At 61.6% G+C, this 13,114-nt stretch carries 11 protein-coding genes; 7 read left to right on the top strand and 4 right to left on the bottom strand.

All coding sequences use genetic code 11. The annotated features are described in order from the left end of the window. Positions 1 to 7: 7 nt before the first annotated feature. Positions 8 to 955, top strand: coding sequence for a non-homologous end-joining DNA ligase (gene ligD, locus AC0L3U_RS15170; RefSeq protein ID WP_473362249.1), 948 nt, complete (start codon positions 8 to 10; stop codon positions 953 to 955). A gap of 31 nt (positions 956 to 986) precedes the next feature. Here the strand turns inward: ligD and AC0L3U_RS15165 are convergent, their stop codons facing one another. Continuing rightward, on the bottom strand, positions 987 to 1,811 hold the full coding sequence (locus AC0L3U_RS15165) for a ribonuclease HII (protein ID WP_473362248.1): 825 nt from the start codon (positions 1,809 to 1,811) through the stop codon (positions 987 to 989). Positions 1,812 to 2,071: 260 nt separating this feature from the next. On the opposite strand from AC0L3U_RS15165, the gene AC0L3U_RS15160 reads away from it, so the two are divergent. The 4 genes from AC0L3U_RS15160 (at position 2,072) to AC0L3U_RS15145 (ending at position 7,199) form a co-directional block, all read left to right on the top strand. Then, positions 2,072 to 3,175: a DNA topoisomerase IB gene (locus AC0L3U_RS15160; protein ID WP_473362247.1), complete on the top strand. Its 1,104-nt coding sequence runs from the start codon at positions 2,072 to 2,074 to the stop codon at positions 3,173 to 3,175. Positions 3,176 to 3,452: 277 nt separating this feature from the next. Then, entirely contained in the window at positions 3,453 to 5,294 is a 1,842-nt protein-coding gene (locus AC0L3U_RS15155) for a glycoside hydrolase family 15 protein (protein WP_473362371.1), read from the top strand. After that, positions 5,291 to 6,163 carry an SDR family oxidoreductase gene (locus tag AC0L3U_RS15150; protein WP_473362246.1) on the top strand — a complete coding sequence of 291 codons (873 nt, stop codon included), beginning with the start codon at positions 5,291 to 5,293 and terminating at the stop codon, positions 6,161 to 6,163. The genes AC0L3U_RS15155 and AC0L3U_RS15150 overlap by 4 nt, the downstream gene beginning before the upstream one ends. Before the next feature lie 283 nt (positions 6,164 to 6,446). Then, positions 6,447 to 7,199 (top strand): ZIP family metal transporter, encoded by a 753-nt coding sequence (locus tag AC0L3U_RS15145; RefSeq protein ID WP_473362245.1) that lies wholly within the window; start codon positions 6,447 to 6,449, stop codon positions 7,197 to 7,199. A 173-nt stretch (positions 7,200 to 7,372) separates the two neighbouring features. Here AC0L3U_RS15145 and AC0L3U_RS15140 read toward each other — a convergent pair whose 3' ends face one another. The 3 genes from AC0L3U_RS15140 to AC0L3U_RS15130 all read right to left on the bottom strand — a co-directional run bounded on the left by AC0L3U_RS15140 (position 7,373) and on the right by AC0L3U_RS15130 (position 9,594). Beyond that, entirely contained in the window at positions 7,373 to 7,795 is a 423-nt protein-coding gene (locus tag AC0L3U_RS15140) for a hypothetical protein (protein WP_473362244.1), read from the bottom strand. 16 nt (positions 7,796 to 7,811) lie between these two features. Then, positions 7,812 to 8,012, bottom strand: coding sequence for a hypothetical protein (locus AC0L3U_RS15135; protein WP_473362243.1), 201 nt, complete (start codon positions 8,010 to 8,012; stop codon positions 7,812 to 7,814). Between the two features lie 157 nt (positions 8,013 to 8,169). Next, positions 8,170 to 9,594, bottom strand: coding sequence for an MATE family efflux transporter (locus tag AC0L3U_RS15130; protein WP_473362242.1), 1,425 nt, complete (start codon positions 9,592 to 9,594; stop codon positions 8,170 to 8,172). Between the two features lie 101 nt (positions 9,595 to 9,695). On the opposite strand from AC0L3U_RS15130, the gene gcvA reads away from it, so the two are divergent. Together gcvA and AC0L3U_RS15120 are read left to right on the top strand one after the other, a co-directional pair. Continuing rightward, entirely contained in the window at positions 9,696 to 10,589 is an 894-nt protein-coding gene (gcvA, locus tag AC0L3U_RS15125; RefSeq protein ID WP_473362241.1) for a transcriptional regulator GcvA, read from the top strand. Positions 10,590 to 11,098: 509 nt separating this feature from the next. After that, positions 11,099 to 12,493 carry a cytochrome P450 gene (locus AC0L3U_RS15120; protein ID WP_473362240.1) on the top strand — a complete coding sequence of 465 codons (1,395 nt, stop codon included), beginning with the start codon at positions 11,099 to 11,101 and terminating at the stop codon, positions 12,491 to 12,493. Positions 12,494 to 13,114 lie beyond the last annotated feature (621 nt).

Here is a 13,114-nt window from a genome sequence, read left to right as displayed (position 1 = left end):
ACCCTACATGGCCCGCAAATCGACCCTGCCTTATCGCCTGCAGCCCATGTTGGCCACGCTCACGGATGCGCCGTTCGACGATCCCGATTGGGTCTTCGAGGACAAATTCGATGGTTTCCGCATGGTCGCGGAAATCCGGCGTGGTCGGGTCGCGCTCTACAGCCGCAACGGGAAGATCATCAGCCACTCCTATGTCGAGGTCGCGAAAGCACTTGAGGGAGTGAAGGCGGACGCCGTGATCGATGGCGAGCTCGTTGCGATCGGGAAGGACGGCGTATCCCATTTCCAGTTGCTTCAAAACGCCCTGCGTCACGAGGCCAAGCTTTTGTACTGCGCGTTCGACCTCATGTTCGCAGCCGGCGAGGACCTGCGTGCGCTGCCGCTTCTCGAGCGCAAGAAGCGGCTCAAGGCCCTCTTGCCGCGCCACAAGCTCATCGCGTTCAGCAACCACCGCAAAGGCAGCGGCACAAAGTTCTTTGCACAAGCCGAGCTGAGACATCTCGAAGGCATCATGGCCAAGCGCGCCGACAGCCCGTACGCGTCCGGACGCCGGACCGCCGATTGGCTGAAGGTGAAGACCGCGCAGCGGCAGGAGGTAGTGATCGCCGGCTTCACCGCGCCGAGGCGAACCCGGCCCTTCTTCGGCGCCCTCGTGCTGGCGGTACGCGACGCCGATGCATGGCGGTACATTGGCCACGTCGGCACCGGCTTCAGCCACCAGGTTCTCGAAGAGCTTCATAACAAGCTCGTCAGGCTCAAGACAGCCAAGTCGCCCTTCCCTGGCAAGGTGAAGGATGAGCGGGTTACGACGTGGGTTCGTCCTTCGTTGGTTGCGGAAGTGAAATTCGCGGAGTGGACCAGCAAGGGCGAGCTGCGCCAGCCGGTCTATCTCGGCCTGAGGTCGGACAAAAACGCCAAGGACGTCGTTCGCGAAACGAGTTGGTCGCGAAAATAATGCTCCCCAGACGCAGAGTACGACCTGGAGTTCAGCTGGCGGCGCGCTCGGATGCCGAAGGCCACGGCGGCAGGGGCGGCAATCCGAGGGCCTTGCGTACAGGTCCGAACGACCTCCGGTGAGCTGCGCATGCACCAAGCCTGGCGAGCGCTTCATAATGAGCCGGCACCGGGTAGCCCTTGTGATCCGCGAAGCCGTAGCCGGGGTGACGCACGTCGAGTGTCCGCATGACCGTATCGCGCTCGACTTTGGCGAGGATGGAGGCGGCGGCAATGCTGGCGGACCTGGCGTCCCCTTTAATGATCGACTGCTGAGGGATGTCGATTTCCTTCAACCGCTTCGCATCGATCAGCAAGTGCTGCGGCGTCAACCCTAGGCCCCGGACCGCACGTTGCATCGCCTGGATGCCTGCCCAATAGATGTTGATTTCGTCGATCTCCTCGACCTCGACGAATGCTACACACCAGCTCTCTGCCTTTTCCTTGATTTCTTTCGCGAGTTCTTCGCGAGCGGCGGCATCGAGTTTTTTCGAGTCGTCGATTCCGATTATCCGCGTGCCGGGCTTCAGGATCACGGCGCCAGCAGAGACTGGCCCTGCGAGAGGGCTCATTCCGGCCTCGTCCACGCCTGCCACGGCATGTTGGCCGCTTTCCCAGAGAGAGGTCTCGAACCGGAACATCTTACGGAGGCGCTGCCCTTCGGACCTATTTTCGGAGCGCCGCTTGTCGATTGAAGCCAGGATGGCACGGGCTCCCGCGCGGGCGTCGGCCCGCAAGATCTGCTCGACGCCGGCCTCGAGCGGTCTTTTCTCGACGACATAGCGCCGGCGCAATGCATCGAGCGAATACTGGGGCATAGTGGCCTTCGTGCAGACTGACTGTGGGAAGCGTGTCGGTGAAATTTGTGGCGATTGTCTGAAGTTAGACCATGCCGTCATCGACTGCGCAGCGCCTTCTCGAAAGGAACCGGACCGGCTCGCCATCTGAGGTCTGGCTATTCAGAGGCCACTGATCCACACCTCGCGTCCACCGACCTCCGAGCGGAACCAACCGGTGTCTTCATCCCTTGAGAAAGAGTGGAGCCTCCATCCCAGGGTGCTTCCGAGGGGACCGGCCCATGCTCCGACAAACCAGCAACGAAGAAGAGGTTCTGGACCGCACCGCCGAGGTCGCGGCCACAATCGCGGAAGAAGGCCTCCGGTATGTCAGCGACTCCGAGCCGGGGTACACGCGCAAGCGGACTGGAACCAGCTTCAGCTACTACGACAAGGACGGCAAGCGCATCACCGATGCCGCCGTCATCCGACGCATCAAATCAATCGGCATCCCGCCGGCCTACGAGTCCGTGTGGATCTGCCCGTCGTCGAACGGCCACATCCAAGCAACCGGGCTCGATGCGCGGGGTCGCAAGCAGTACCGCTACCATCCGAAATGGCGCGAGCTACGAGATCAGAACAAGTATGAGCATATCGTCCTGTTCGCTGCCGCGCTGCCCGCGCTGCGGGATCGGGTCGCCGCCGACATGAAGCGGGACGGACTGCCCCGCGAGAAGGTGCTGGCCACGATCGTTAGTCTTCTGGAGAAGACGTTGATCCGGGTCGGCAACGCCGAGTATGCCGAGAAAAACAAGTCCTACGGGCTCACCACCATGCGCCGCAAGCACGTCGCGGTCGGGCGCGGCGTGCTTCGGTTCGACTTCACGGGCAAGTCGGGCAAGCAATGGAAGCTTCGCGTCGAGGACAAGCGGATAGCTGCGATCGTGAAGCGCTGTGCGGAGATCCCGGGACACGAACTCTTCAAGTACCTGGACGACGACGAAAAGCCCCGCACGGTCGATTCCGGCGACGTCAACGCCTACATCAAGGACATCACGGGCGAGGACTTCAGTGCCAAGGATTTTCGGACTTGGGCGGGAACGGTTCTGGCGGCGTTGGCGCTGGCCGAATTCAAGAAGTACGACAGCCAGGCCGAGGCGAAGCGCAACGTCGTCGCCGCGATCGAAAGCGTCTCGAAGCAGCTCGGCAACACACCGGCCATCTGCCGAAAGTGCTACGTGCACCCGGAAGTCCTGAACGCCTACATGTCAGGTGACCTCGTGAAGATGATTGAAGCCAAGATCGCGCAAAAGTTCAAGCGCCAGCACGCCAAGCTCACTTCCGACGAGATCATGGTGCTGGCATTTCTGCGCAAGCGTCTCGATGCTCTGAACACCCCTACCTAACCTCCTGTACCACTCTCTAGTGACCTGCTTACTCCTCGGTGATGCCGGCTCGCCTCAAAATGGCGGGTTCTCTCGTCGGCGGAAACGGCCCGCCATTCGAATGCTGGTGCTGGGAGGGATGAGGGCCGGAGGACCGGTCGGGCGGGCGATACGGCGCGGTGCTGATGCCGTCCGGTCCTGTTTCCGCGTTGCCAGCGCTCTAGACGAAAGTACATGCTCGGGACCACCTGAACGCGGAACTGGAGGGCGCGGCTTTCCATTGACCATCAAGGGTGTCCTGATGGCCCGGATCGAAGATTACGCGCTTATCGGCGATTGCGAGACCGGCGCACTGGTCGGGCGCGACGGCTCAATCGATTGGCTCTGTTTCCCGCGGTTCGATTCCGACAGCTGCTTCGGGCGGCTCCTGGGGGATGAGAAAAACGGCTACTGGAGCCTTCGACCGGTCGAGGGATATACGGACGAACGTCGCTACCTACCAGGCACGTTGATCCTAGAGACCGTCCTCGCGACGGAGACCGGCCGTGCACGTCTCGTCGACTTCATGCCGCCCAAGACGGGCGTATCGAACCTCGTCAGGATCGTTGAGGGCCTGGAAGGATCCGTCGAGATGCGAACCGAGCTGGTCGCGCGGTTCGACTATGGGGTCAGTGTACCCTGGGTGAGCCGCCTGGAGGATGGTGCGGTCAGCTTGGTCGCGGGAGCGTCCATGCTGGTGCTAAGAACGGCGGTGCCGCTGCACGGCAAATCGATGAAGACAGTCGGCGCGTTCTCCGTCGAACCGGGCCAACGCGTTGCCTTTGTTCTCTCCTACCAGACATCGTATGAAGATCCAGCCTCCCCTGCCGATCCGTTGCTGCTCCTCGATCGTACAGAAAATTTCTGGCGCGATTGGTCCAGCCGCTGTGAAGCGGCCGGGCCATATTCGGACCAGGTTCTGAGATCTCTCATAACTCTCAAGGCCCTGACGTTTGCACCAAGCGGCGGCATCGTCGCTGCGGCCACCACCTCACTTCCGGAGCAAATTGGCGGCTCTCGCAACTGGGACTACCGCTTCTGCTGGGTGCGGGACGCCACGCTGACCCTTTTGGCTCTTATGGGAGCTGGCTACTACGACGAGGCGCGCGCCTGGCGAGACTGGCTCATCCGCGCGGTGGCGGGAAGTCCGAACCAGTTGCAGATCATGTACGCCGTCACAGGGGAGCGCAGGCTAACCGAGTGGGAGGTGCCCTGGTTGTCGGGATACGAAAACTCCAAGCCAGTGCGTATTGGGAACGCCGCCCACAGCCAGCTTCAGCTTGATGTCTATGGCGAGTTGATGGACGCGTTATACCAGGCCCGCCGAGGCGGCCTCCCCGAGAACAAGCGAGCGTGGGCGATCCAGTGCGCCCTGCTCGACCAGCTCAAGAAGATTTGGACAGAGCCGGATGAGGGTATCTGGGAAGTGCGAGGTGGGGCCAAGCATTTCACCTATTCGAAGATCATGGCGTGGGTGGCTTTCGACCGAGCCATCAAATCGACCGACGAGTTCGGGATGCACGGTCCCGTGGACGATTGGAAAGCGCAGCGCGCCGCCATTCAGAAAGATGTCTGTCAGCGCGGCTACGATGAACAGCGAAAAACCTTCGTTCAGGTCTACGGTGAGCCCCAGCTCGACGCATCGCTGCTGCTGATCCCGGCGGTAGGTTTCCTGCCGCCCGAAGATCCGCGGGTGATCTCGACCATTGAGGCTATCGAACGCGAGTTGCTCAAGGACGGCTTTGTGCAGCGATACGATACGAAGGCGACCAAGGACGGCCTGCCGCCTGGCGAAGGGATGTTTCTGGCCTGCAGCTTCTGGCTGGCAGATGCCTATCACCTGATCGGCCGCGATGCCGACGCCAAGGCATTGTTCGAGCGTCTTCTTGCTCTCGCCAATGACGTAGGTCTGCTCTCGGAAGAGTACGACACCGGGCGAAGTCGGTTGGTCGGCAACTTCCCCCAGGCCTTTTCTCACATCGCCCTGGTGAACACGGCTCACAATCTCACCCACCGCCAAAAGCCTTCCGAGCATCGAGGTAGCAAGAAAGCGCTCCCGAGCAAGGGGCAGGGTGAGGGCACCACGAGGAGACACGTATGACAGAGAGGCCGATCGATGCTGCTGCCTCAGCGGGTCCGGAGGCGCGACCTCAAGGGCCGGTTCGCTTTCCGATCGTGCTGGAAGGGCAGCCAGCGCTGGTGACAGGGGCAAACTCGGGAATCGGGCGCGCAGTGGCCCTTGGGCTCGCGGCCTCTGGCGCTGATGTAGCTGTCAACTATGTCGTTGACCCACAAGCAGCGGACGACGTGGCGCATCAAGTCGAGGCGCTTGGCCGGAAGGCGATCACTATCAAAGCCGACGTCAGCGACGAAGAGGACGTCCGCGCGATGTTCGCCAAGGCCATAGACAAGTTTGGAACTCTGCACATCGTGGTGAACAATGCCGGATTGCAGCGGGATGCGCCGTTTCACGAGATGACGCTTGAACACTGGAACAAAGTCATCGGCGTTAATCTCACGGGCCAGTTTCTATGCGCCAGAGAGGCAATTCGTGAGTTCAAGAGACGAGGTGTAGTGAAGGACATCTCTGCGGCAGCTGGTAAACTCGTCTGCATGAGCTCCGTCCATCAGGAGATCCCTTGGGCGGGTCATGCGAACTATGCGGCCTCAAAGGGTGGCGTCATGCAGATGATGCGAAGCCTGGCGCAGGAAGTTGCTCCGCTGGCCATCCGAGTCAACGGCGTCGCGCCTGGAGCCATCCGTACACCGATCAACGGACCCGCCTGGGAATCCAAGGAAGCCTACGATAGCCTGATGACGCTGGTCCCCTATCGGCGCATCGGTGAGCCAAACGATATCGCCCAAGCGGTGGCCTGGCTGGTTTCAGATGCGGCCGACTACGTGCTTGGCACTACCTTGTTCATCGACGGCGGCATGATGCTCTTCCCGGGCTTTGCAAGCGGGGGATAGCCACAACCGCACCATTCTCAACGAAAGTGTAAGCGGCCCATCGGAACGGCTAAAGCATGCGGGTGTTGCGGCATGGGGTCGTTCGGCAAGTGGAGGAATGAGCATTGCCAAATGGCGCACGGGCAATGGCCGCAGGCAAGATCGCCCGCGAGGTAGCGAGAGCACTGGCGTCCGCTCTGAAGTGCCATTCCGTCAGCTTCCCGAAGAAGGGCCATAGAAAAGAGGAAAAACCACCCCGCCAGACCTCGCCCTCGCTACGCCCCGAAAAGTAGCGGTAGCTCCCATGGCAATCTGGCTTACTGCGGGTCTTTGGGGGCTGCTTGGGGCATCATCGTTGCTGCTGGGAGCAACGGTCGCATTCCTCTTCAGGATGCCGCGCTACGTTACTGCCGGGATCATGTCTTTCGGCTGCGGCGTGCTGATTTCGGCCGTTGCCTATGACCTTCTGGAGGACGGATACCAGGAAGGCGGCATTTGGCCGATCGTTGCGGGTGCGATCGCTGGCTCTACCACCTATGCTCTTGCCGATTGGGCGGTCTCCCGAGAAGGAGCGCACTCCCGCAAGCGATCAGGAGACCAACAGGTCAATGCCAGCGAAGGCGGGGGCCTGGCGATTGCCGTCGGCTCACTTCTCGACGGTATTCCGGAAAGTGTTGTCCTAGGGCTGGGGCTGTTGAGCGGAAAGGGCATCAGCATCGCGATGCTCGCCGCTATCTTTCTGTCAAACTTCCCGGAGGGGCTTTCGAGTGCGCTCGGCATGCGAGCCGCTGGCCGTTCCGCGACCTACATCTTTGGCCTTTGGAGCGCGATCACCGTCCTTTCGGGACTTGCCGCCGGGTTAGGAGCAGCTTTCCTGGGCGGTGCTGCCCCTCAGGTCGTTGCTACCGTCAGTGCCGTAGCTGCGGGCGCTCTTCTCACGATGGTGGTGAACACCATGGTGCCGGAAGCTGTCGAAGGCGAACAGAAGCTGGCCGGAGTGCTTGTTGTTATCGGCTTACTCGCCGCCTTCGCGCTTTCTAACGTCGGGCAAACTTAAGGGCGTTAGGCGCCTTCTCAATGAATCGGGTGTTGTTGGCCCATCTGCCACTTCAGGCGCGGCTTAGAGCTCAGGCGCGATCGCGTTAGGTACGCTTCGGGCTCGGGACTCATCGGCCTCAATCTAAATCGCCGGACCTTGTCTGGAGCTTCTTTCTCGCCCTCGACCTCGCCTCAGGAGGCGTTCGCCCTCGCTCGTTCGCGCGCCTCGCGCCAACGTTCGCGACGTTCGCGCCGCCGCTTGGCTCGGTCAGGGGGCTGCCGCAGCGGAGGAACCTGCGTCGAAGCGACTATCGGCGCCGGAGCCTCCTCGACCAAAGGCGCCTGGATCGGTTCGGTCGCAGCGGGGCGGGCTTCCATGAACTCGAGCACCGCCCGTCCCTTGGCAGTGATCTGCCATCCGCTGCTGATGCGTTCGACCAGCCCATGGGAAAAGATGTCGAGATCCGGCACCCGTGCGGCAAGGCGCTTGGTCCGGTCCGCCCAATCGCGGCCACTGGTCGCCAGGATAGCCATGTCGCGTTTGAGGTCTTCCATGACGGCAAAGCCATCCGGATAGCTCACCAGGATCTTGAGGACCGTCACCTGGAAGTTCACGCCCCCTCCGGATCAATCAGCGCCACATCGTGGGTGCGCGGGATAGGGCGTCGAGGCCGACTTGCTTGAGGCCATCCACCGAAACCTCGCCTATGGCGGCGGCCTCTAGGATTTTCGAAGCGACATGAGTCCGCGCCCCGATCTCGCGATGCGAAACGCTTTCGCAGACTTCGTCCAGGACCGCGCGCAAAAGCTCGGTTGTCTCCGTATCAAACATGAGGCGCCTCAGAGGGAAAGGGGTAGCGTAGCCCGGTTTTGCCGGCTGGGGATTCAGGCATGTTAAGCTTCCGGGAAAAATGCAGTCGAAGGTATGAGGGAGCCAAGAGTGTCGGGGGCGAGCGTGATTGCTGCTCCGGTCGCTTCTTGCCGGCGGACTATCTGGTTCTCTTGCTGGGGATATCACCGGCTTCGAAGCCAACGCGCTGCATCAGACTAGAAAGCGGTATCAACCCGAACGCCATCATCCCAGCAGAGACTGCGAAAAAGTTCAGGTCGAGACTCGCATTCCAGCGCAGCAGCAGATAACCGCCCGCAGCAGCGATCAGCGCGCGGGTCAGAGCTCCGAGCAGCGAAGGCGCGAGCCGCCGGGTGGCTTGGCCTACACAGTACAGCACAAAGCCGAGACCGAAGAAACCGAAGAAGGGGCCGACGTCGTGCAGGTACTGCACGCCCGCCTGGATGGTCGCGGGGTCGTCGTTGAAAAGGCCGATCCATTGGCGCGCTAAAAGCGCGCCGACGAGTCCTATTGTGGCGGTCACCGCAGCGCCTAGAACCGCGCCCGTCCAGGCGGCGCGCCGCGCACGCTCGATCAGTCCGGCGCCGAGGCTGGCGCTGACAACCATGCCGACCGGGCCGCCCACACCGTAGGAGATCGGCACAAGCAGGAACTCTAGACGAGAGGCTGAGCCATACCCTGCCAAAGCAGCGATACCATGGGAGCCGACGTAAGCGGTCACAAGCGTCAGCGTTACATTGGTGCTCGCCGCGACGATGGCAGAGACGCCGCCGATCTTGAGGATCGTCAAGGCAGGCGCGAGCGCCAGGTGCGGTGGGGTTCGCGAAGGCCGCAACAAGCCCATATGGCCCCACAGGTAGATTGCGTAGGCAAGTGTTCCGAGAGCGTAGTTGATCAACAGTGCGACGCCACCGCCTATTGGGCCAAGCGCGGGAATGCCGAAGCCGCCGAAAATCAGAAGCGGTGATAACGGCACCAGCAGCGTTGCGCCTGAGCACACGACAACGACCGGCACTCGCAAATTTCCGGTGCCGCGCACCGCCGCCATCAGCAAGTTGAATGTCCAGATCAGCGTCGCTCCGCCAAAGACCACCGTCGAATATTGCAGCGAGATCTGGAGCGAAGCGCCATGCCCGCCCATCGCACGATAGATCAAGGGCCCCAGCCCATACATCAATGCGGTGGTTGCCAATCCAAGCGGCAGCGCCAACCCGATCGCGTACCAAGGGTAGGAACTCGCCTCGGCGAATTCGCCGCGTCCTAGCGCCCGCGCCACCGAAGTGACGATACCACCGCCCGTCGCACCTTGGGAGATCGCTACGGTAAGCGCGAGCAGCGGGAAGACCAGCGTCACTCCGGCGAGAGCGTCGAGCCCGAGCTTTGCGATGAAGTAAACCTCGAGAAGTCCCATCAGCACCTGGACGAGCATCACGGTCGAATTCGGGACCGCCAGGCGGAGGATCGTTAAGGCGACCGGATGGCCAACCAGCGCGTCAAGTCGGTCATCGCGCAGCGTGCGCGCCGCGTGCGGCTTTGACTCGGCGATATTCGCGGGTCCGTTCACGATCACTTCCTCCCGTTGCAGAGAGCGAAATGACCACGGCCACTGAACGCGGCCCAACCATATGAATTGACACCCTCTGTTAGAAAAACTAACACTCTAAAATGGTCCGTTTACCGCCACTTGAAGCCATGCGCGTGTTTGAAGTCGCCGCTCGTCATGGCAGCTATTCCAAAGCGGCCGAAGAACTTCACATCACTCATGGGGCGGTAAGCCAAAGGATTCGGCAGATCGAAGAGCGGGTCGGGATCAAGCTTTTCGAGCGAATGGGGCACCGAATGGTACCCACGCCGGACGGGCGGCGCCTCTATGGTCGGGTTGCGCGCTCGTTAGCCGAGCTAACCGGGGCACTCACTTCGCTGAGATCTTCCCGCATGGATGCCGAAGTCACGGTGAGCTTGCTGCCGGTGATGGCCGCCCGCTGGCTGTTGCCGCGCTTGCCCCGATTCAACGAGCATTACCCCCACATCCACGTCAACGTGAAGTCGGATCGGCAACTCGCCAATTTCAAGTCGGACAAGGTCGATATCGCTTTACGTCTCGGCACCGGAACCTGGAAGGGGCTTCACGCCATCCGGATGATGGACGAGGAGATCTTCCCGGTCTGCAGCCCGCGCTACAACGGAGGGCAGTTCACGCGAGACCCGGCGGCATTCGTGAATGAGCGGTTGTTAATCGATCCGAACGTCCCCTGGTCGACCTGGTTCAAATCGCTCGGAGTGCAGATCGACCGGAAGATCGTCGGCAACTCCTTCGCCGATGCGAATCTGCTGATGGAGGCGGCGATCGACGGTCAAGGAATTGCGATCGCGCGCCGCTCGGTCACTCGCGCGGATTTACTCAATGGCAGATTGGTCCGGTTGTCCGACCATAACTGCCGCCTGCCATTATCGCACTTCCTCGTTCATCCGCCGTTGCTAGAGAGCAATGCGCCGGCGATGACGTTCCGCGAGTGGATGCTGGCGGAGGCCGTCGAAGGCTTGGGCTTGCAGCACTAGATCCGCATTTACGTCGAAACGGACGTGATGAGGCCCAACAACGCTTCGTGCGATCTGTCATGGGTATTGCAGCGAGAGCCGTGACGAAACCGGCGCCACTCTCATCACCCCGGCCGGCCGAACAGTTCGATCCCGAGCGTAGCTCAAGATCGGATACTGTCTGTCGGGGGCGCTCTTTCGAGTTTTGCAGTAGGCCGCTCATTGAGCGAGTGTTGCAGCTGTCCAGCGCCCCCGATGCGTCAGGCCCTTGCAAGGTACCGGCACTAGCGTATCGGATCGCTTTCTTCACGGCGCCTCTTCCTGCATACGCCTGCACATCTCGGCACCGCACCGAAGCTCGACTCTCGTGAACAAGCTTAGAACATGATCTGATGAGCGCTGGCCTTAGCCATCCGGGACCCGCTATCTTGACCTGGATGCCGCCGCCGACAGGCATCGCGGGTTGCGGCGGCGATGCCTAAGAGTGTTTGGCGCTGGAAATGCGCCGGCTCGCAATGCGGGAAGGTCCGATGCTCGATCGCAGTCCGACCAATACTGATTATCGACCGCCGGTTCCCGAACCACCGGCGACACGCCTCGGTCTGATCGAGATCATCCGGACCCTGAGACGGAATCCTCTCGAATGCTGGAGCGCCGAGTTTTTCCGCGAGCCGATCGCGAGAATTAGACTGCCCTTTGCGCGGGCGTTTTTGGTTCACGAGCCGGCCGCGATCAAGCGGGTCCTTCTCGACAACGCAGACAACTACCGTAAGGACCCGATCCAGCGCCGTGTCCTGTCCTCGGGCCTCGCCGACGGCCTCTTGAGCGTGGAAGGAAGTCGTTGGGAGGTGCAGCGCCGGACTCTCGCGCCGCTGTTCGCGAAACGGACCGTCGCGTCCTTCACCGAGGCGATGCTGACGGCCGCGCACGAACTCGCCGAGAAATGGAGCCGCTTCGAGGACGGCGCCGTGGTCGATGCCGCCGCCGAGATGACGCTGCTAACCCTCAAGATCCTCGCCCTTACCATCTTCTCCGACGGGATCGGTGGAGACTTTGAGGAATTTCGTGAAGCCATGAATGCTTATTTCGGCGTGATCGGACGGATCGGCGCGCTCGATCTGTTCGGCGCTCCGGAATTCGTGCCGCGACCCGGGCGGGCGCGGCTGCGCCGGACGATGAGCTATTTCGAGCGCATCATCGACGAGATCGTCGAAGCGCGGCGCCGGCGGCTTGCCTGTTCGGCCGATACCGCTCCGAATGATCTGCTCACACTCTTGCTGCGGGCGCTCGATCCTTCGACGGGACAGCCGATGAGTCTCGCCGAGGTGAGGTCGAACATTCTCACCTTCCTCTCTGCCGGCCATGAAACAACGTCCAATTCGCTGGCGTGGTCGATTTTTTTGCTTTCGCAGGCTCCTGAGTGGCGGATGCGCGTTCGAGAGGAGGCCGAGCGCGAATTGAACGGCCCGGCCGCGGGCCTCCCCGATCGGCTTATGGTGACGCGGGCGGTCGTCGAAGAGGCCCTGCGTCTCTATCCCCCCATCGCCGCGGTCAGCCGAATGTCGGAACGGCCCGACCGCTTGGGATCTCATGAGGTCGACGCGCGGTCCCTGATCGTCATCGCGCCCTACGTGCTGCATCGGCACCAACGCCTCTGGGACCGGCCAGATGCATTCGACCCCGCGCGCTTCCTGCCGCCGGCAAGGAGCGAAGTGCCCCGTTTCGCCTACTTACCTTTCGGCGTGGGGCCCCGCACCTGCATCGGATCATCCTTTGCGCTACAGGAGGCGACGATCGTGCTGGCGGTTCTGATGCGACGCTTCGACCTGGAACTGCTGCCGGGCACCAGAGTCTGGCCGCTGCAGCGGATCACCTTGAGGCCGGCGCACGGGCTCCCCATGCGCATCACTAGACTGCCAGACTGAACAAGGGGCGACGGCCGCGTTCTGTTGATCAGTTCCGCTTTCGAAACGTCCACTGACGCCGGTAAGCTGCATGTTGGAGTGCTCGAACAGAACGGTGGAGCAGCGATAATGGGCCATGGCCTTTTCATTGCAGCGTTGGCTCTCGTCTTAGCTATCGCTGCTGATGAGCATTGCGACAACGGCCTGTACACGGATGCCGCACGGGCGATGCTCCGCCAGATACGCCAAGGGGTCCGGCTTCTAGGTAAGATAGGACTTTGAACGCTGCCTTCGGCACTAAGATTAATGTTTAGAATCGAAGAGAAAATCGCGACTCAGAATTATTGTGGTGCCTGGTCGCGGCCGCCCTGCGACCGGGCGGTCGGGCGCCACAGCCATGCGAACCCTGGGGCAATGGTCGCTCGGCCGCTCACCTAGGGGCTTGCGCCGCAACGTAACTGAATTCGCGAAGCAGCAGCGAATTGGAGTTTGGGAAAATATCGTGAGTGCTGGCGGCAGCGAGACCGTTCGTTTCTGAATCCATGGTCCGATGGCATTCCTCTCCAACAGTTGCATCGTTAAGAACAGGACGGCGACCCAAGCGGCAACAGTAGGACACTGCGCCAGAGCCACAAGAACCGC

The sequence above is a fragment of the Bradyrhizobium sp. Kon69 genome (assembly GCF_055807515.1).
The sequence above is the reverse complement of the archived record's forward strand: the minus strand, read 5'-3'. Positions and strand labels throughout refer to the sequence as shown.